Source organism: Natribacillus halophilus (assembly GCF_900100185.1).
Lineage (GTDB): Bacteria > Bacillota > Bacilli > Bacillales > Marinococcaceae > Natribacillus > Natribacillus halophilus.
In genome coordinates this window covers 21,441-41,003 of the sequence record NZ_FNEN01000007.1, presented here as the reverse complement: position 1 = coordinate 41,003, position 19,563 = coordinate 21,441, and the positions used below count along the sequence as shown (strand labels likewise).

21 protein-coding genes are annotated in these 19,563 nt (G+C 49.9%); 4 read left to right on the top strand and 17 right to left on the bottom strand.

Annotated elements, in window-relative coordinates; genetic code table 11:
• Positions 1–52: 52 nt before the first annotated feature.
• The 4 genes from yidC to BLS58_RS09440 form a co-directional block, all read right to left on the bottom strand.
• Positions 53–838: a membrane protein insertase YidC gene (yidC, locus tag BLS58_RS09455; protein ID WP_090398290.1), complete on the bottom strand. Its 786-nt coding sequence runs from the start codon at positions 836–838 to the stop codon at positions 53–55.
• A 28-nt stretch (positions 839–866) separates the two neighbouring features.
• Complete coding sequence (locus BLS58_RS09450; RefSeq protein ID WP_090398289.1) at positions 867–1,145, bottom strand: hypothetical protein; 279 nt, start codon at positions 1,143–1,145, stop codon at positions 867–869.
• A 62-nt stretch (positions 1,146–1,207) separates the two neighbouring features.
• Complete coding sequence (locus BLS58_RS09445; protein WP_176764692.1) at positions 1,208–2,494, bottom strand: ABC transporter permease; 1,287 nt, start codon at positions 2,492–2,494, stop codon at positions 1,208–1,210.
• A complete protein-coding gene (locus tag BLS58_RS09440) occupies positions 2,487–3,389 on the bottom strand; it encodes an ABC transporter ATP-binding protein (protein ID WP_090398285.1) in 903 nt (300 codons plus the stop codon). The genes BLS58_RS09445 and BLS58_RS09440 overlap by 8 nt, the downstream gene beginning before the upstream one ends.
• A 171-nt stretch (positions 3,390–3,560) precedes the next feature.
• Here BLS58_RS09440 and BLS58_RS09435 point away from each other — a divergent pair, with 171 nt between their 5' ends.
• Positions 3,561–3,740, top strand: coding sequence for a YhzD family protein (locus BLS58_RS09435; protein ID WP_176764691.1), 180 nt, complete (start codon positions 3,561–3,563; stop codon positions 3,738–3,740).
• A gap of 166 nt (positions 3,741–3,906) precedes the next feature.
• Here BLS58_RS09435 and BLS58_RS09430 read toward each other — a convergent pair whose 3' ends face one another.
• The 3 genes from BLS58_RS09430 to BLS58_RS09420 all read right to left on the bottom strand — a co-directional run bounded on the left by BLS58_RS09430 (position 3,907) and on the right by BLS58_RS09420 (position 6,484).
• A complete protein-coding gene (locus BLS58_RS09430) occupies positions 3,907–4,764 on the bottom strand; it encodes an HAD-IIB family hydrolase (protein ID WP_176764690.1) in 858 nt (285 codons plus the stop codon).
• Positions 4,765–4,886: 122 nt separating this feature from the next.
• On the bottom strand, positions 4,887–5,249 hold the full coding sequence (locus BLS58_RS09425) for a YlbF/YmcA family competence regulator (RefSeq protein WP_090398280.1): 363 nt from the start codon (positions 5,247–5,249) through the stop codon (positions 4,887–4,889).
• 92 nt (positions 5,250–5,341) lie between these two features.
• A complete protein-coding gene (locus tag BLS58_RS09420) occupies positions 5,342–6,484 on the bottom strand; it encodes a DUF445 family protein (RefSeq protein ID WP_090398278.1) in 1,143 nt (380 codons plus the stop codon).
• 80 nt (positions 6,485–6,564) lie between these two features.
• On the opposite strand from BLS58_RS09420, the gene BLS58_RS09415 reads away from it, so the two are divergent.
• Positions 6,565–6,792, top strand: a complete 228-nt coding sequence (locus tag BLS58_RS09415; RefSeq protein WP_090398277.1) for a DUF5342 family protein — start codon at positions 6,565–6,567, stop codon at positions 6,790–6,792.
• Between the two features lie 44 nt (positions 6,793–6,836).
• On the opposite strand, the gene BLS58_RS09410 is transcribed toward BLS58_RS09415, so the two are convergent.
• The 6 genes from BLS58_RS09410 to BLS58_RS09385 all read right to left on the bottom strand — a co-directional run bounded on the left by BLS58_RS09410 (position 6,837) and on the right by BLS58_RS09385 (position 12,348).
• Complete coding sequence (locus tag BLS58_RS09410) at positions 6,837–7,037, bottom strand: alpha/beta-type small acid-soluble spore protein (RefSeq protein WP_090398275.1); 201 nt, start codon at positions 7,035–7,037, stop codon at positions 6,837–6,839.
• Positions 7,038–7,295: 258 nt separating this feature from the next.
• On the bottom strand, positions 7,296–8,819 hold the full coding sequence (locus BLS58_RS09405; RefSeq protein ID WP_090398273.1) for an acyl-CoA carboxylase subunit beta: 1,524 nt from the start codon (positions 8,817–8,819) through the stop codon (positions 7,296–7,298).
• 12 nt (positions 8,820–8,831) lie between these two features.
• The gene (locus BLS58_RS09400; protein ID WP_090398272.1) at positions 8,832–9,614 is read right to left on the bottom strand and encodes an enoyl-CoA hydratase-related protein; all 783 of its coding nucleotides are present in this window, start codon (positions 9,612–9,614) and stop codon (positions 8,832–8,834) included.
• A 12-nt stretch (positions 9,615–9,626) separates the two neighbouring features.
• Positions 9,627–9,839, bottom strand: coding sequence for an acetyl-CoA carboxylase biotin carboxyl carrier protein subunit (locus BLS58_RS09395; RefSeq protein WP_090398271.1), 213 nt, complete (start codon positions 9,837–9,839; stop codon positions 9,627–9,629).
• Between the two features lie 13 nt (positions 9,840–9,852).
• Positions 9,853–11,184 carry an acetyl-CoA carboxylase biotin carboxylase subunit gene (locus tag BLS58_RS09390; RefSeq protein WP_090398270.1) on the bottom strand — a complete coding sequence of 444 codons (1,332 nt, stop codon included), beginning with the start codon at positions 11,182–11,184 and terminating at the stop codon, positions 9,853–9,855.
• A gap of 18 nt (positions 11,185–11,202) precedes the next feature.
• Positions 11,203–12,348 (bottom strand): acyl-CoA dehydrogenase family protein, encoded by a 1,146-nt coding sequence (locus BLS58_RS09385; protein ID WP_090398268.1) that lies wholly within the window; start codon positions 12,346–12,348, stop codon positions 11,203–11,205.
• 407 nt (positions 12,349–12,755) lie between these two features.
• Here BLS58_RS09385 and BLS58_RS09380 point away from each other — a divergent pair, with 407 nt between their 5' ends.
• On the top strand, positions 12,756–13,307 hold the full coding sequence (locus BLS58_RS09380; RefSeq protein WP_176764689.1) for a LemA family protein: 552 nt from the start codon (positions 12,756–12,758) through the stop codon (positions 13,305–13,307).
• 236 nt (positions 13,308–13,543) lie between these two features.
• On the opposite strand, the gene BLS58_RS09375 is transcribed toward BLS58_RS09380, so the two are convergent.
• Positions 13,544–14,941, bottom strand: a complete 1,398-nt coding sequence (locus tag BLS58_RS09375) for a SpoVR family protein (RefSeq protein WP_090398264.1) — start codon at positions 14,939–14,941, stop codon at positions 13,544–13,546.
• Positions 14,942–15,067: 126 nt separating this feature from the next.
• Between BLS58_RS09375 and BLS58_RS09370 the strand changes: the two genes are divergently transcribed.
• Positions 15,068–15,340 carry an acylphosphatase gene (locus BLS58_RS09370; protein WP_245723123.1) on the top strand — a complete coding sequence of 91 codons (273 nt, stop codon included), beginning with the start codon at positions 15,068–15,070 and terminating at the stop codon, positions 15,338–15,340.
• Here the strand turns inward: BLS58_RS09370 and BLS58_RS09365 are convergent.
• From BLS58_RS09365 to BLS58_RS09355, 3 genes are read right to left on the bottom strand one after another with little or no spacing between them, the layout of a single operon-like run.
• Entirely contained in the window at positions 15,334–16,179 is an 846-nt protein-coding gene (locus BLS58_RS09365) for an arylamine N-acetyltransferase (protein WP_090398261.1), read from the bottom strand. The genes BLS58_RS09370 and BLS58_RS09365 overlap by 7 nt on opposite strands.
• A gap of 15 nt (positions 16,180–16,194) precedes the next feature.
• A complete protein-coding gene (locus BLS58_RS09360; protein WP_090398259.1) occupies positions 16,195–17,934 on the bottom strand; it encodes a phospho-sugar mutase in 1,740 nt (579 codons plus the stop codon).
• A gap of 30 nt (positions 17,935–17,964) precedes the next feature.
• The gene (locus tag BLS58_RS09355; protein ID WP_090398257.1) at positions 17,965–19,425 is read right to left on the bottom strand and encodes a phospholipase D family protein; all 1,461 of its coding nucleotides are present in this window, start codon (positions 19,423–19,425) and stop codon (positions 17,965–17,967) included.
• Positions 19,426–19,563: the final 138 nt, after the last annotated feature.

Here is a 19,563-nt window from a genome sequence, read left to right as displayed (position 1 = left end):
GAGAGGTGAGAGGTTGGATAACTAAAAAAAAGACCCTAATCAGGGTCATTTTTTAGTCAGCTTCACTTACGGTTTGGTCGGAACGCTCCGTTTTGCGTTCATTGCGATGGATCAGCCACGTCTGGGCCATCATGAAGAGGCTGCCCGTAAACCAGTAGAGCGACAAGGCGGCAGGCAAGGCAAATCCTGCCCCGACGATCATGATCGGCATGACGTAATACATGAGCTTCATTTGCGCGGCCATTTCCGTCGACATATGGCGCGTGCTTAATTGCATCTGCAGAAACATGCCGAGCCCGGCCAGCAACGGCATGATCATGTAGGGATCCGGACTGCCGAGATCCATCCATAAAAAACTATGGGTCGCGATTTCTTCCGTGCGGATAATCGCGAAATAAAAAGCCATTAAAATCGGCATTTGCACGAGTAACGGCAAGCAACCGGCCACCGGATTAATCCCGCTATTTTGGTAGAGGCTCATCATCTCCTGTTGCATCTTTTTTTGCTCTTCAGGGTTTTTCTGATCATATTTTTCCCGTAACTTCTCGATTTCGGGACGCAATGTTTGCATCGCCTTACTGCTTTTATGCTGTTTTAAAAATAACGGAAACAGGAAGAGTCTGATCACGACGGTCATGGCCATGATCGCGAGTCCGTAGCTTCCCTGCAAAATGTGGGCGGTCTGAATGATCAACCACGATAATGGAAACACAAAAAAATGATCCCAGACCCCTTCGCTTTCCGAAGTAATCGGCGCCCGATCCATGCCGCAACCGGCGAGACCAACGCCTAACAGAATGACGAGTAACAATCCCAAGAGGTGCTTTCTTTTTTTCACCACTGATCCTCCTTATGAATAAAATCCGCTACGTAAAATAAGGAGGAAAGGATGTTTCGTCATCGTCATCATCGTGACTCCGGTCCTGTAAAGCCGGTATTTTTTGTTGGATCCGCGGAGCGAGGCACATCGGTTCCGGCTGCAAAACGAGCTCACTGTTTGTCGGCTGTTGTTCCCCGTCACCGGCCATCCAGTGGACCGGCCATGTGTGCAGGAGGTGGCAATGAAAACTTATGACCACCAGGCCGGAGAGGATAAACATGACATAAATCCATTCCATATCTGCGAGCATCTCAAGCATCAGCATTCGTGCCACCTCCCTTTCGCGGATGTTTTTCTTACAATCAGCTTATCCAAGTGTTGCCATCTTCATCCATTTTTTCTGGCTAAGAGCAAGGCCTGTTTTAAACTCTTCCATGTGCGTGCATGATTATACAGCAACACGCCGCCCCGGTAAACTCTCGCGGCGATCAACGTAAGCAGGACTATCGTAACGACCATCACCCCGACCGCGAGAAGGACTTCCCAAACGGTTGCTTCTCCCATTCCCACACGCAAAAACATAATCATAGGCGTAAAAAACGGAATGTAGGACGTAATGGTTACAATCGGTGAAGCCGGATTGCCCATACTAAAAATCGAAATCATAAACGCGAGGATGACGAGCATATTCATCGGCCCCACGGCCTGGCCCACGTCTTCGATACGAGTCACAATCGAGCCGAGCATCGCCGCCAGGGTCGCGTATAACAAATAGCCGAGAATGAAAAACAAAAACGCATACAGGAATAGTTCCAGTGAAAATACCGGTTCGCCCAAGGCAAACATGTCCTGCTGCTCTCCGAGCATTTCATCCGCCTCAGCCTCTACATCAACGAACTGGGCAAAGGAGACCAGGGCGATCAGAAAAATGAGCGAGTATTGCGTAAGGCCGATGAGACCGACCCCGAATATCTTCCCGAACATTTGCTGGACGGGAGAGGCGCTGGAAATGAGGAGTTCCATCACGCGCGAAGATTTCTCCGTCGCGACTTCCGAAGCGATCATATTCCCGAGAAAAAGGACGGAAAAATAAATGATAAACAGCAAAATATTCACGAACAAACGCGCCTGGTTGAGTTCCGCTTCCGAACGCGCGGTGTCATCCAAGGCTGATTGTTGAAAAGCCACGGATTCGTCGAGCGCAGCCAGGTCCTCTTCATCAATATCCAGATCATCTGCCACGCGCGTTTCCCTTACATTTTGCAGGCCGGACTCGAGTTGGGACGGCAGGAAGGTTTCATTCACCGTCGGCGCGTAGAAGTGACCTTCTATATCCTCATCTTCTCCCGCCACTTGCAAATAGGCATCATACGGCCCTTCCATAACGGCTGCCTCGGCATCTTCCTCATCCGCCTGCGAAGCCTCATTCGTCATAATCTGGGCATCCCCGCCCTCAATCTCGGCGGCCAATGGCTCGTAAAGATCACCGCTTTCATCGAGGATAAGGACATCATAGACCTGCTCGGAGGCATCTCCATCGAAAAACTCGATGATGTTGTCCAAATTCAGAAACAGGACCATAAAAAAAGCCATCATGAGCGTCGTAAACATAAACGTTTTCGACTTTACTTTCGTCCAGTATGTATGGGCAAGGACGATCAACATCTTATACATAGGAGCGGCCAACCTTCTCAACGAAAATGTCATGCAATGTAGGCTCTTCCACAGAAAAATGCCGGACGTATCCGCCTTGGTCCTGCAAAGAGGCAAAAATGGCTTCGGCTACCCCTTCATCACGAATATCGATCGTCGTCTCCTGTGCGCCGACCGTCATGTCTAGCACGCCATCGATATGTTCCAGGAAATCAATCGGAAAGTCCGCTCGAACATGAAGCTTGCGCTTTTCATATGTACGTTTGATGTCTTTTAATTTGCCGTGAACCACCGGTGTGCCTTCATCCATGATGCAGAGATTTTCGCACAGGGATTCGACATGTTCCATATCGTGACTGGAGAAAACGATGGTCGTCCCCCCGTCTCTGAGTTCCTTGACCGCCGTTTTAAGCAGATCAACGTTAATGGGGTCCAGGCCGCTAAATGGCTCGTCCAGAATCAACAAATCGGGGCGGTGCAAAACCGCGGCGATAAACTGCACTTTTTGTTGATTGCCTTTCGATAAGTTTTCGACTTTGGCTTTCCGGTAGTGGGGAATGTTAAAACGTTCCAGCCACATGTTCACTTCGGCCATGACCTCTTTTTTGGAAAGGCCGCGCAGACGTCCCAAATAAATCATCTGCTCCATCACTTTAAGTTTCGGATACAACCCTCGCTCCTCCGGCAAATACCCAATCGTCCGCGCGGACAAGGATTGTGGAGCCTGTCCATCCCAGGTGACTTCTCCATCATTGGGCTCAAAAAGACCGATCATCATGCGAAAGGTCGTCGTTTTACCGGCACCGTTCGCTCCCAGCATCCCGAACATTTCCCCGGGTTCAACGAGCATTGACAACTGATCGACAGCTATCTTTTTGCCAAATCTTTTCGTCACATTTTCGATTCGCAAAGCCATACGGCTCACCTCTTTGCCATACTAGCAGGACAGGCCGCTGTGAACAAGGGAAGCGGCGTTCGATTCTGGAGGCGGGAGGTGGGCGCGGCGTGTTCGCTTGTGAATCTTTTCAAAAACGCGAGCTTTTGCTACTATAAAGGCATAACGAGAAGCGGAGAGGAGCCCATCATTATGAACTATGCGTTAACGGTATTTGCTCAAACGGGGGAAATGTTACTCAATGAATCCTTCACATTCGACTCTGATCAGGAAGCCATCGACCATGGCCGCGAGCGGCTGCAGGAAGAATCCTATATGAAAACGACCCACCGCCTCGTACGCTCCGGGGAGTTGTTGTTGTTTTATCGTTAAACGGGGGCGGGAGCGAGACGGCAATTGCGTTTTTGTCTTACAACCATCGTGCGGTTGGACAGCCCAAAACGGGCGATAGATCATCCGCGAGGTTTCACCCATACCACCGGCTCATACCTCAAACCGGACAAATTAAATCTGCCCCTCCGTGGGACAGATTTTTTGTTTAAAGATGGTGTTGCGAGACGTTCATCTGCTTTCTGAACACTTCTTTAATCATATATGCGAGCCCATCCTGATCATTGGATCGTGTGACCCAGTCGGCCGCTTTTCGCAAAGAGACTGGCGACTGCCCCATAGCTACGCCCAATCCTGCTGCTTTCAGCATTTCTTCGTCTTCTGCTTTGGCTGCTGTCGCGACCATTTCTTCGGGGCGAATGCCCAGTTCATGGCCGAGATAACGGAGAGCCTCTGTTTTATTCGCTTCTTGCAGCCTAAGATGAAGCGACGGCAGCTCCTTCCCTTGATCCATCACACTTAAACCCGGAATTTTTTCCTGAACGTGGGCGGCGGCTGCTTCTTTTTCCTCGTTGGAATCAAAATCGGCTTTCATTCTTAACGGTGATATTCGATGTAGATCGATATGTTCGCTCATATTTTCAACAACCGTCTGCGGATAAAATAAAGACTCGCTCACGCTCACGGTCATTTTTCCCAACAGATTCTGCGGTTGGTTGAGCCGGTTGGTCAGTTCAAAATTTTCATGTTCGACGATGATCTGGCAGCCGAACCGCTCCAGTTCAAACGCGACATCCCGGGCCATTTCCAGGGGCATACGCTGAACGTACAGAGGTTTGTCGGCGCGTCCGGCGATAAGTCCTCCCCCGTAGCAAATGATCTCGTGATCCATGCGCAGGACCTTCGCGATTTTATTCGCTTGCTGATAGGAGCGATGGGTAACGAGCGTTACGTAGACCCCCTTGTTGCGGACAAACTCAATCGCTTCTTTCGTTGATCTTGATAACCGACTGTTGTCTTTTAAAATGGCGCCATCAACAGCCAACGCTAAAAGCCGGTAGTTCAAGGTCATCCCTCCTGTTCGTACTCCTTGCCTTATTAATAAACAATATGTCCGACAGCAGGGATTTAGAACTCCGGGGCCGTTTGCCATTCCTATACAAAAAAATTGAGAGCAGCTGCCCTCAATTATTGATCTTCGTCTTCAGGTGTCCCATAGAGTGATTCCAGCGGCTCTGTAATGATTTTGTTCATGTCGCCGATCACAGTGCTCATCTTCTGTTCCTGATCCATTAACTTGGAAATGACTTCATGCTGTTGGACCATTTCAAATTGCTTTTGCGCTTGACTGATTTCTTCTTCTGATGGTTGCTGGCCCTGCATCTGCTTTTCCTGCAAATCCAACTGCACCTTCCGGAAATTGGAAAGCATCCGGCTCGCGACATCATCCTCTTCCACTTCTTCATGAAGCGCCTGTAAAGTCTGGAACTCATCACTTTCCCTTAATGCTTGCGCCAGTTCATGCGCTTTATCATGTAAATTCTCAGCCATGATTGTCCTCCTTTTTCTTCTTCCATCTTTGCCGTTTATCGCTTGATTTACACCTTTTCGAGGATAACATGCCTGTCCGCAAAAAGATAGCCCTAGAAAAACAACAGGATCATGATGCCTTGAACGATACCGATCACACCGCCTAAAAGACCTCCCAAATATTTAATCATGCGCAGCTCCCGATTGGAAATCTGCACGACAATGGCTTCCAGACGATCTAACGGGAAGGCTCTCACTTGTTCAGTCACGATATGATCCAATCGCAGCGAGGGCAGAATGTCAGCGATCCTCGTTTCCAGAAAGCGCCCGGATTGATGAACAGCCGTATCGACAAGCTCATCAACGAGGTTTACATTAAACGTCTCCGCCCATTCTTTCACGGGCGTGTGAAAGATACGATCGACGGGGACCTGATCACTCAGAAGCCGAATGACTTCCTGGCGGTAACGGGCTATCGTCTCTTCAGAGAAAATGTCTGTACCATCTTTCCGGAGCGCTTTTTGATACTCTTCATGCAGTTTTTTCTCCAGCCACTGTTCAATCTCCCTGGATGTGAGAACATCAATCACTTCCGGATAGACTCTCTCGACGACTTTATCAGTTCGTACAAACGAGTCCAGGAATTGAACAAGAGACCCGCGGCTACGGACGAAGGTTTGCACGATCGATTGTATTTGTTCCTTCCCTTCCCTGGAATGCAAATAAACACTTAAACGCTGTATGATCCAGTGGGATACGCTCGGGATCATATCAGACCCCTTTCGAACGACATCAGCCGGGAGCATTTGCTCCAGGGTTTCGTTTTGCATTTGCTCCCAGTAGGCGTCGACCCGACGGGCAACGTCGGCGGCCACCCGCTCTTTTACTTTGCGATCAGGTGAAGACCAGGGGCCATATTCCCCGATGATATCCTGTACGGAGCGCTCTTCGCGCCCCATCCATTTTTTTACCCCTTCTTTCACCCATTCTTTCACTTCATTTTGAAACCTTTGTTCGGTTAAGCGCCCTTGCACCCCTTCCACGGTTAGTAAATGTTCCATGACGATGCGACCGAGGTGTTGGGCGATCTCCTCGTGGCGTTTGGGGATTAATCCCGGGGTCAGCGGCAATTTCCATGCACCCACATAAATCGGTTTCCGGGGACGAAAAAGCATGGAAACAGCAATGACATTCGTAATAAATCCGATAATGGCCGCCAATATGACGGTAAATAATAAAAGCAACCAGCCGTTCATCGCAAGACTCCTTTAAGACATGCCTTCCCCAAACATGATATCATAATGACAAGATTAATGAAGACGGGGAGGTCCCGGTTATGCTTACACATTTTCAGTTTAAAACCCTCAAGGATAATTGGATAAGTAAAAAATGGAAGATCTCTTTTTTTCATCGGGGCAAATATTGTGCCGCCATCTATACCCAGGACGGAACGATCGACTGGCAAAATGAGCCCGTCGAAGACGATGTGGAACAGGTGGAAATGCAAGTGCATGATTTAATGCTTTATCATATTTATGAAGACCATAATCCAACACAGATGTAAAAAAGGCAGCCGCAGCTGCCTTTTTAGTCATCTGTATGCGATTGTTATCGCTGGTAGCCGTTCATTTGCTGCTCGGCCATCTGCACGAGACGCTTAGTGATTTCCCCTCCAACAGACCCATTAGAGCGTGATGTGGATTCACCACCAAGCTGCACACCAAACTCTTGCGCAATTTCAGTTTTCATTTGATCCAGTGCCTGGTCAACGCCAGGTACTACAAGCTGGTTAGAGTTGTTGCTTGCCATTTGATCTCACCTCCCTTGCTTGGTAACCATTAGTTTGTAACGAAAACCAAACTCTATCCTTTATTTCGATTAGTAAGTTCATCCAATCAGCGCCTAAAGAAAACTTGGCTTATCGCCAAGCCTTTACGGCGATAAGCCTTAGTTGCACTTATGCATGATAAGAAAGTGGTTTATACTTTCTTACCTGCCGACGCGAAAGGAAGCGAAATCGACGATTTCGCTTCCTTTCTTTCCGGCTTTCCAAGGCATTGAGATCCGCTACACCGGATCCACGTTATGCTTTTTAGCGGGTGGGCGAACGTTTTTCTGCGCATACATGTCGAAACGCGAAACGAGTGTCTCCCTTAAATCGGTCGGTTCCACGATATCATCAACGACGAGTTCCGAACCCAGACGGTGAATGTCAATGTTCTCTTGATATTCTTTTCGTTTTTCTGCGATATATGCTTCTCTTTCTTCCTCGGGCAGCTCGGCAATTTTATTGGCATACACAGCATTCACCGCCGCTTCCGGGCCCATGACAGCGATTTGTGCGCTCGGCAAGGCGACACAATAATCCGGTTCGAACGCAGGCCCGGCCATGGCGTACAGACCCGCGCCATAAGCTTTGCGTACGATGACGGAAATTTTCGGTACCGTCGCGCTCGCCATCGCTGAAATCATTTTTGCCCCGTGGCGAATAATGCCGGCCCGTTCCACCTTCGTACCAATCATAAAGCCAGGCACATCCGCAAGAAACAGTAACGGAATATTAAAGGCGTCACAGAGATTAATGAAGCGCGCCGCCTTGTCCGCGGAATCATAGAAAAGAACCCCGCCCTTTGCTTTTGGCTGATTGGCGATGATCCCGACCACCCCGCCGTCCATACGTGCCAAACCTGTGATCAGCTCCGGCGCAAACAAACGCTTGATTTCAAAAAAACTCTCGGCATCAATGAGCTGATCGATCAGCTTATACATATCAAACGGGGCATTTTGATTGTCCGGAATCAAATCAGCGATATCCTTGCCTCCCGGACTCGGCGCTTGCGGCGTAACAGCCACCGCTCTTTCCCGGTGATTTGCCGGAAAATAGGTCATGTATTGCCGCGCCTTGCTGATCGCTTCAGTTTCATCGCTCGCGAGAACATCCCCACACCCGGAGACACTGCAATGCATCCGGGCGCCGCCCATTTCCTCGAGCGTCACGTTCTCACCGATGACCTTTTCCGCCATACGCGGTGACCCTAGATACATGGAAGCATTTTCTTCCACCATAATGACGAGGTCACAAAACGCCGGAATATATGCGCCTCCTGCCGCTGACGGCCCGAATAACAGGCACACTTGCGGCACCTGGCCGGAAAGTTGCACTTGATTGTGAAAAATCCGCCCTGCCCCGCGCCTTCCCGGGAACATCTCCACTTGATCGGTAATGCGCGCACCGGCTGAATCGACGAGATAAAAGATGGGACATTGCAGATTTTCGGCCTGTTCCTGAATACGGATGATTTTTTCAACCGTACGCGCTCCCCATGAACCGGCTTTTACCGTGGAGTCATTGGCCATAAAACAGACTTGCCGGCCCTGGACATGGCCCATGCCCGTAATGACGCCATCCGCCGGCAAATCACCGGCCATGACGTTGGCGAATTTCCCGTCTTCCTGCATGTCAGCCCCTTCATCCAATAACTTGCGCAAACGTTCGCGCACGAACATTTTTCCCTTGTCGGCATTGCTCTTGTGATAACGTTCCGGGCCGCCCTGTTCAATGTCTGCGACCACCTCTTCATGCTTAACCATAACTTCCCTCCATCATTCGCCGTGATAATCCGGGGCTCGTTTTTCCTGAAAAGCGCGGATCCCTTCCAGGCGATCAGCGGTCGGAACCGTTCGCTTATAAGCACCGGTTTCAATATCCAAACCTGTGGACAAGCTCGTATCCAAACCTTCGTCAATCGCCTTTTTCGCCTGTTGCAAGGCAATGGGGCCGTTAGAAGCGATTTTTTCCGCTAAAGCCATCGCCTCCTGTTCAACCGCTTCCAAAGACGTGCTATATTCCAATATGCCATCATTCAATGCTTCCTGCCCGCTGAGCAACTGTCCGCTATAAATAAGTGCTTTCGCTTTCCCGGGCCCAATCAAACGCGCTAAACGCTGGGTTCCGCCGGCGCCGGGAATAATGGCCAGCGTCGTCTCCGGCAGGCCGTATTTTCTATCATTCGCTCCTATGCGCAAGTCGCAGGCGAGGGCGAGTTCAAGGCCTCCGCCAAGCGCGCTGCCATTCATGGCCGCTATGACGGGTTGAGGCAGCTCGGCAATCCTGTTCACCGTCTCCTTAATCCCGTTCACGGCCACGATCACTTCTTCTTCGCTCATCCCGGCCCGTTCTTTCAAATCCGCCCCCGCGCTGAACACTTTTCCTCCCGCAGCTGCGATGACGAGGACGTAAGTGTCCGCGTCTCGTTTTACGTTCATAAGTTCATCTCTGAGGGCGGCCAGGAGCTCTTTTGACAAAGCGTTCGCGGCCTGCGGACGATTCAGCCTAAGCAGCGCGATGCCTCGGCCGGGTTTTTCCAATTGCACGAGGTCCTCCATCGGTAAACCCTCCTATTCCAGTTCGAATAACGCTTCGCCCTCGTCGACAAACTCACCTTCCGCTTTCAGAACCGCCTTGATTGCTCCGCCGGATTCAGCCTCCACCGGAATCTCCATTTTCATGGATTCCAGAATCGCGACTTCTTCCCCCGCTTGAACCTCGTCTCCTTCCTGCTTTAACAACTTCCATAGATTTCCTGCCATGCTTACTTCAATCTTTGCCATGATGGATGTCCTCCTAAAAATGGTCTTTCACAAAATTAATCGTCACATTTGAGCTGACAAAATCGGGATGTTCCAGCACTTCACGTAAAAACGGGAGATTCGTTTTCAGTCCCTGGATCTCACTTTCGTTCAACGTTTTTTGCATGTTTCTGACGGCATCTTCCCGGTCTTTCCCACTGACAATCACTTTCGCGAGCAACGGGTCATAGTGCGGGGTGACTTCCGTGCCGGCGCGCACGCCTGTATCGAGACGGATTTGCTCGCCTTCGGGCACGTGAAACACTTCAATCGTTCCGGGTGAGGGGAAAAACGTCTTGGGATCTTCAGCATAGACACGCGTTTCGATGGCATGCCCATGCCGCTTGACCTGGGCTTGGTCAACGCTTAACTTTTTCCCGGCCGCGACGCGAATTTGCTCCTTTACGATATCGACCCCTGTCACCTCTTCGGTCACCGGGTGTTCCACCTGCAGACGCGTGTTCATTTCCAGAAAGTAAAACGCGTCATCTTCCACGAGAAATTCCAGTGTTCCGGCATTTTCATAATTCAGCGACTCCGCAGCCTGAATCGCCGCCTGTCGCAGGCGTTGTAAAAGGTCTTCCGAGAGACCGAGCGCTGGTGCTTCTTCGATAACTTTTTGGTGCCGGCGCTGAATCGAGCAATCCCTTTCCCCGAGGTGGATAACATTTCCAATTTGATCACCGATGACTTGCACCTCAATGTGTCGCGGCGCTTCTAACGCTTTTTCCAGATAAAGCGATCCGGAGCCAAAATAGCTCGTCGCTCTTCTTTGGTTGCTATGAAACGCTTTTTCCAATGCTTCGGCGTCAGCTGCTTTTTCCATGCCGATGCCGCCACCACCGGCCGCCGCTTTAAGCATGACCGGATAGCCGATCTCTTCGGCAAAAGAAACCGCTGCCTCCGCACTTGCGACAGGATCATCCGTACCGGGCATGACGGGCACCCCTGCCGCTTTCATATGTTTGCGCGCGGACACCTTGTCGCCCATAATCGTCATCGTTTCCGGAGAAGGTCCGATAAAAACGATATTCTCTTTAAGGCAGCGATTTACAAAATCGGCGTTTTCGGACAGAAACCCGTACCCCGGGTGAATGGCATCCACGTTTGCCTCTTTGGCGACCGCAAAAATTTTATCGACATTCAGATAGCTCTCGAAAACTCTGGGCGGCCCTACGTCGTACGCTTCATCGGCAAGGCTCGTGTGCAACGCGTCCCGGTCGGCTTCCGAATAAATGGCGACAGTCTTAATGCCGAGAGCCCGGCAACTTTGAATCACGCGACAAGCGATTTCCCCACGGTTAACGATCAATATTTTCGTAAACATGTCTATGCCTCCCGCGAATCAGGGACAACCGATTTCTCTTGATATCACCATACGCTGGATCTCTGAAGTCCCTTCTCCGATTTCCATTAATTTAGTGTCCCGTAGCATTCGTTCGATTCCATATTCGCGCATATAGCCGGAACCGCCATGAATTTGCAACGCCTGATTGCAAACTCTCGTCGACATTTCCGAGGCATACAACTTGGCAAAGGCGGCTTCTTTTTTAAACCGTTTTTTCTGATCCTTCAACCAGGCGGCTTTATGAACCATCGTTCTCGCCAAGTCGATTTCCATGGCCATATCCGCGAGCTTAAACTGAATAGCCTGGAACTTACCGATCGGGGCGCCGAACTGTTTGCGTTCATGCGCATAAGCAAGCGCTTTTTGATACGCCCCTTCGGCTATCCCCAGAGCTAAGGCGCCAATCGATATACGCCCGCCATCCAATGTATGAAGGAACTGTCCAAAACCTTTGTCCGGATCGCCCAAAATATTCTCCTCGGGAACTTCAACGTCGGTCAGGACAAGTTCCGTCGTATCAGAGGCACGTACACCCATCTTGTCATATGGACGCGTGATCTTGAACCCTTCCGCATCCGTCGGGACGATAAAAGCGGAAATTTTGTTGTCGCCGTTTGCTTTTTTTCCGCTTACCGCAGTAATAATCACCGCTTTTGCATAGGTGGCATTTGTAATCCAGCATTTCTCCCCGTTAATGACATAACGGTCACCCTGTAACGTGGCAGTCGTTTTCGTCCCTCCTGCATCCGAGCCGGCATTGGGTTCGGTGAGTCCGAACGAACCTAGAGCCTCCCCCTTCACGATCGGTACTAAATATTCTTCCTTTTGGGCTTTGGTTCCGAAGGAGTCCAACGGACCTGCCCCGAGCGAAACCGATGCCGCATAACTAAGCCCTGTGCCTCCGCAAGCTTTGCCGATTTCTTCGACGGCCAGCGCGTACGAAATCGTATCGGCCCCCGCGCCGCCATATTCTTCCGAAATCGGAAGCCCCAGGATGCCTAAAGGTCCCATCTGTGCAAACGTTTCTTCCGGAAAACGGCCGCTCTGATCCACTTCTTCCGCTTTCGGGGCGATTTCGGCCTCCGCAAAATCCCGAACCATATCCCGGATCATCCGCTGTTCTTCCGTGTATTGAAAATCCATATTCCCCTCCCTTTATAACAGTAGTTATAAGCTGATCAAGCGCTCAATCAGTGCACGCAAAAAGCACCGGATTGTATTCGCTTACATTCAGCGTACTATAAGCAATGGTATCCGTCCAGCTTAAAAATGGTAAAGAAAACTTGGCTTATCGCCAAGCCTTTAAGGCGATAAGCCTTAGTTGCACTTATGCATGATAAGAAAGTGGTTTATACTTTCTTACCTGCCAAAAAACAACGTCGTTACCTATAATAATATTGGTAGTTCTAGAGCAAAAAGGGCAATCATAAAATGAGAAAATCAACCGCTGAGATCAAGGCATTTATATGATATACTTGCTGTGAACATTGTTTTAGCAAATAAGAAATATACAAAATCCGAACATTGAAGAGAAGGGAGGATCCCTTGTCTTGGGGTTTGCAATTATCCTTGGCATACTGATCACCATAACTTTACTGGCATGGTTGATCGGTTACTCCGTGCTTTTAAAATTCGTCACCTACATGGAAACACGGTGGCAGAGAATCACGCATCTCCTCTCCCGTGTAGAACGTTCGACGACCGATTTTCTGGCGATCCTTGACCAGCACGGCCTTTTACCGGCCGGTACGACCGAATCACTGGAAAAAGTGATGGAGGATATGCAGGATCCGGCCAATGAACGCAGCGATCAATTACACGCTTTTGCGATTCTTAACGATCGCTTACAATTTCTTTTCGAACAAGCTGAAGCCGACGACGATATCACCGATGCAGAACTCAGGGAGGTCACAGAAGACCTGAAAACGACGTTGACACTACTGGAGACCGCCAATCAATCCTATAATGACGCAGTTAAAAGATACAATAAGAGTCTCACGGTCATCCCGACGAAATACGTCGCCAATGTCCATCAGTTTAAACCGCAACTTATGCTTGAAGAAACCTCGAACCGGTTATCGTCAAGCCATCACGCGATATAACCGGGAGCGACGGTCGATATAACTAAAAGAATATTCACCAGCAATTTAGAAGAATAAAGCTACGAAAAGCATAGATAAACGGCTTATTTTCTTCCGGAACGCGATTGGAAGGGACCTGAAGGGGTATGCTATATTACTTTATAGACAGGGATTGGTTCCCTGCTACTTTTTAAGTACCTTCTTGATGCGTGTATGTTTGATCTTGGGCGACCGGTAAGGTCGCCCCCTTTTTTTCGTCATTTCGTTTTCCGTTGCACACGCTGACCGTCAAAGGTGAAAATCGTCTGTTTCGCCTGTACGACCGTCTCCAAATGGACCGGGCGGCCCCAGAGTTGAAAAATATAGGGAAGCGTTTTTTCCAAATAATCGACGTCCAGTTCCGTGCCCTCATAATTATGCGTTAAAAACAGCTCGCCTGCTTTTAAGTAGTCGCCATCGGTGACGGTTATATATGGAAATCCTCCGTTCACACGCGAGGCCACCAATTCGTCGCGAATGTTCGTCCAGTCTTTATCCACGACCTCATAATTGGACCCCTTTTTCGCAAATACGTACAAGTCTTCCCGTTCGACTAAATCTTTCGTCAAATAATTACGAATAAAAGACGGATCGTTTTCGAGCTCCCTGACTTCAAAGATCTTTTCCCGGCCGCCGCCGGGCTGAACACCTCTTGCTTTCATATCCTCATCCGGATGATCATAGCGTTCTTCAATATCTTCAAAAATTTTCAGGCCCAGGTAGTAAGGATTGATGAACGTTTTCGATGGGGTAATGACATTCGCATTCAGATTGGCAAATTCAATCGTTTCGGCAAAAGTTAAATCCATCTCCCGCAGAATCCTTGCGTGCCAGTAAGACGCCCACCCTTCATTGAGAATTTTCGTCTCCATTTGCGGCCAGAAATAAAGCATTTCTTCCCGCATCACCGTCATCACATCACGTTGCCACTCTTCCAGTTCCAGGCTGTTTTCTTCGATAAACCACATGACATCTTTTTCCGGTTCCGCCGGTATCTTCTGTTTTTTCTTCCTCTCTTTCGGCTTTCGGAGCTCATCCGCCTCCCATAAATCCGCATATGGCGATGGGGCCGACGCCTCAACCTCTTCTTCCTGGCTGTCATCGTGGGTGCGTGCCATCATCGTCGGATCGACGTGTTCCTGAATGGCGAGCACGGCATCGATGAACGATTCGACTTCCTGTTTGCCGTGGGTTTGTTCATACGTGGCAATGCGCTCGGCGGTCGCACTCATGCTTTCCACCATATCGCGCCTCGTATTTTGAAAGCGCCAGTTGTTCTTGAAAAAATCACTGTGCGCAAGCACATGGGCAACGATCAACTGATTTTGAATGAGGCTGTTGTTATTGAGTAAAAACGCATAGCAAGGGTTTGAATTGATCACCAACTCGTAAATCTTGCTCAACCCTAAATCATACTGCACCTTCATCTTGTAAAACTGCTTTCCAAAACTCCAATGGGAAAAACGCGTCGGCATGCCATAAGCGCCAAATGTATAAATGATATCCGCCGGGCAAACTTCATAGCGCATCGGAAAAAAGTTTAACCCGAATCCTTCGGCGATTTCGGTAATTTCCTCGATCTTTTTTTCCAGCTGCCGCCGTTCATTTGCAGGCATTTCCATCCCCCCTGTTTCTATCTCTATCTATATGAGAACGCTGCGCCATGAATGCATGGCATGTTTGATGAACGCGAAATACAGGGAATATACTTAAGATATCCCGTAAAAAAGGAGGAGAGAGCATTGGCTAACATACACGCTGTCGTCCACGGAGCTGTGCAAGGCGTCGGCTTTAGAAGTTTTGTCCATCAGGAAGCGCAAAAAAACCATCTTCACGGCTGGGTGAGAAACCGTGAAGATGGTGCGGTCGAGATCGCTGCCGAAGGGGACTCGGCTACGTTGGAGAACTTTATCGAAACGGTGAAAAAAGGGAATACTTTTTCACGTGTTGAGCAGGTGAACATCGAAGATGATGTCACCGTTCACCACAATCAGCAATTTTCCATTCGTTACTGAAACCCTCCGGATAGAGAACGTGCTTCTTTCCATGGCAAATGGCCGTTTTCTTCGAGCTTATCCAGGGCGGTTTCCGCCGGCAATTTCGGGAGCGAGAACGTGCTTACGAGCGCCTCCAGCAATTCTGCACGCGTTTTGAGTTCTCTTTTTATTTTGCCCCCGGTGTGGGTGCGGATAGTGAGTTCTTTATTTTTCAGCGACAACATCCGCCGTTTACGCGCACACCATTTTTCACAGCGCAGTTGCTGCATATAAGGCGCGCTCGGTTCGTAAGAACGGTGGATAAGGTCCTGAAAATCATGAAGCTGGTAGCGATGATCGATGGAAAAGCCCCATTTCCGGTCAACAATGCGGTCAGCGATCGTACGGATGTACGTATACTCGCCCTCTTTTTCCCCCGCCATCAAGATGACTTTTTCACCTGCAAAGAGAGGCACACGCGTCTGTTTATGCTTGCTTAACGGCAAGGGCGTCAGCAGCGGAACAGGCGTCCCTACATCGACATAGAAGGGTTGCCCTGATTCCGGTGCGCGCACGAGCAGCGCCATATGATCCCCGCCGGGTTTGAGAAAAAACACCTGAAAGCCGAGCGCATCCAACAGGCGCGAAAATTGCAGATTGAGAGTGATGCACGTGCCTCCGGTGTGATAGCGACGGTGCCGCCACAGAAAGCTCTCAACATCCGCTGTCACAAACGCCTCACCATTAAAGGTGAGTTTGCCCACATTTTCGAATGGGAAGACGTGGCGATGTGCGTTCATCAAGTTTTTTAAATAAGGGGTAGAGGCCTTTTTGTGGGGGGTTCCCAGCACTTGTAAATAATCTTGCACCCAATCCATACCCTTCACCTTCAATCATGTGTGGCTTTTAGTTAAGCGGCGATTGATGTCTGCCATGACGGCTTCCTGAAGATGCGTAAGACTCTGGGTGGCCGTCGATTGATCACGCTTTTTTACGCCAAAATAACATTTGACTTTCGGCTCGGTGCCCGAGGGTCTGACACATACCCACGAGTCATCGGCACACTTATACTTGATCACATTCGAAGCGGGTAAGTTCAAGGGGCTTCGCTGGCCGCTTTCAACATCGATTGCTTCACCGCGGTGATAATCCTCGATCATGGTGACTCTGTATTCGTCTCCGAATGCATGGGGCGGTTCTTCACGAAGGGAGGCAAGCAAGGAGCTGATCTCTTCTTCCCCTTCTTTCCCTTTCAACGTCAACGATTCAATATCCTCCCGAAAATAACCGAAAGTCTGATATAAACGCTCCAGTCGATCGGTAAGACTGCGGCCTGCACGCTTTTCGGCGAGGGCAATCTCGGCTACGACGAGGGCTGCCTGCAAGGCATCTTTATCGCGCACGAAGGAGCCGAGCAAGTAACCGTACGATTCTTCATAACCAAACAGGAATGTTCCATCCTCCACCCCGTCTTCAAAATGCTGCATCTTCTCGGCGATGTATTTGAATCCTGTCAATGTATCCTCGCAATCGACGCCGTAGTGCCTGGCGAGCTGGCGGCCGCTCTCTGACGTGACGATCGTTTTGAGCACCTTTCCGTTGGCGGGGAGCTCATTTTTGTCAGAGCGTTGGGCAAGCAGATAATCAAGAAGCAGAAAGCCGGTTTCATTGCCGGTCAATAAACGATAGCCATCGTCCGCACGCTCATCGGGAACGGCCACCCCCAGGCGATCGGCATCGGGGTCGGTGGCAATGAGTACGTCGGCTTGTTTTTCCCGCCCCCAACGTTTCGCCCACGCAAAGGCTTCTGCTTCTTCAGGGTTCGGTTTCGTCACCGTTGAAAAATCAGGATCAGGTCTCGCTTGTTCAGCGACGATATGTACATTGGTGTATCCGTTGCGGTTAAACGCTTTTTTTAACGGTTCCAGCGCCGTTCCATGAAGCGGGCTGAACACGAGCTGCAACTCATCGCCATAGTCTTCTCCCAGCCGGGGCTGCTCGAGAACGGAGGCGAGGGCCTCTTCGTAGCGGTCATCGATGGAAGCTGGCAGCGTTTGTACGAGTTCGTTTTCTGCCGCCACCGGAATCGTCAGTTCATCCTCGATCGCCTCTACGTACTCGATGAGCACGCCTGCCGGTTCAGGTGTCAGTTGTCCCCCGTTTTCATCATAGACTTTCAGTCCGTTATACTCCGCCGGATTATGACTTGCGGTAATCATGATACCGGCGTTCGCCTCGCGTGCACGAACGGCAAACGATAACAGCGGCGTCGGTCGCAAGGAGGGAAACAGATCGACAGCAATACCTTCGTGAGCAAGCGTCAGAGCCGCTTCCTGCGCGAACAAGTCGGAATGTCTCCGGGAATCAAACGCGATAACGACTCGGCCTTCCCCCGCGGTTGCTTTTAAGTAGCGCGCTAAACCGAGCGCCGCTTTTCGGACCGTATACCGATTCATGCGATTAGGCCCCGGCCCAAGTTGTCCGCGCATGCCCCCGGTCCCGAAGGTAAGGCTGCGATAAAAACAATCCTCCAGTTGCGTTTCATCCTGATTTTGAATCATCTCTTCCAATTGGGCGCTTAAGCGCGGGTCAGCACGCAACCCTTCGCGCCAACGTTCAACTACTCTATCCATGTTCCATCCTCTCCCTCATGCATGTAAATTCTAGAAAGATGAAAGCCCGCTGGATTCCTGGATCCGATACAACCAATACTTCCAGAATGCGCCATCACCATGTTCATTGAAATCATCGGTGTAATGGCTCTCCTCATTGTTCCAGAGCGCATGAAAATAGTGATCGACCTCCTCCATGAGTGTGTGGTCTTGCGGAGCTCTAAGCACCACATTCGTCTCCAGGTTAAGATCATCAAGATTTCTGCGCGTTAAATTCGTCGAGCCTGCATTAACGAGCGCTGTTTCACCATCCGTCATGTAGAACATTTTCGTATGGTATTGCTCAATGTCCGTATTATACCAACGCACCTCGATGTTCTCACTATAATGTTCAAGCTCATCGGCCACAGGTCGGTTGGGAACCCCGATCCTTTCCTGTCCAAAAGATTCTTCATTGGGGTCAAGGATCAGACGGACATTCGCCCCGCGGTCGGCGGCCGCTTGCAACGCCTCGATAACATCACGTTCCGACAGATAAAACATGCCCAGCCACAGGTCATCCCCGGCTTCTGCATCCGAAATCGAGCGCAGCAACTGTTCCTTAATTTTTCCTTCCGTGACCAGTTTGGCATCGACACCGCTGGATGTATCTGCCTGTTCTCCATTATACTGCATGTGATCAAAGGCTGTCGTGTCTGCCCCGGACATTTCCGCGACCGCACGTTCACTTGCAATAACATCGTTGACGATTTCCCCACGGACGGATATAGCGGCATTCGAATGGTGCGCGCTGGCATCATGGGGATTCGCTGACGTGACGAGCGCCTCCTGTTCATTGACAACCAGTTTACGATGATTCGCCTTAAAGTTTAACAGATCCAAATAGGAACGGACCGTCACCGGCTCTGCTTCCGGATCAAAGACACTCGGAAGCCAGCCTCCTTTGGGCGTGCCAAACCATTGCAGGGCGAAGCGCCATAGCCCGGAATAAATAACGTTGGAATCACGGAGGTCGTCTAGATCGGCCCATATCACCTGAATACCCGCCTCTTCCAGCCTTTGAATATGTTCCGGGGTACGCGAGCCATAAAAGCTGTTCATACGGTCAGTGGTAACCACAATCGTCAAGTCAGGGTTGGCCTCCTGTTTTTCAACCAGTAAGTCGCTGAACCAGGACGACAACTCCGGAAAGGACATATCCGGCGGATAGTCATCATTGTACAAAAACATATCGACCAATATAAAATCTTCCGCTTCCGCAATCATCTGCTCGATATGTTCGAAGATCTCGTGATCTTCCTGAACCTCACCATCTCGTTCATGGGTGATATCAAAAAGGATGTCAGCTTCTGTATCCGTATGCCAATCGCTTTCATAAGAAATATTCTCCGGCAACGGCTTAAACATTCCATAGAGCATAGTCGCCGCGTAGCCAACGAGGAATATACCGGCGACCTTCGCAGCTTGGTAGCGTTTCAGAGGTTTTTGTTCAAGCCTGCGATTGAACGACATATATGACACCCTTTCCGCTTGGATTATTATCTCTGTTGTACCTATGTACGTATAGTATTATTCTAACACGAACCGAAATCGTTTCCAGCGCATGTTTTCTGTTTATTATGTTATGATTTTGATACTAGCAGTCATACG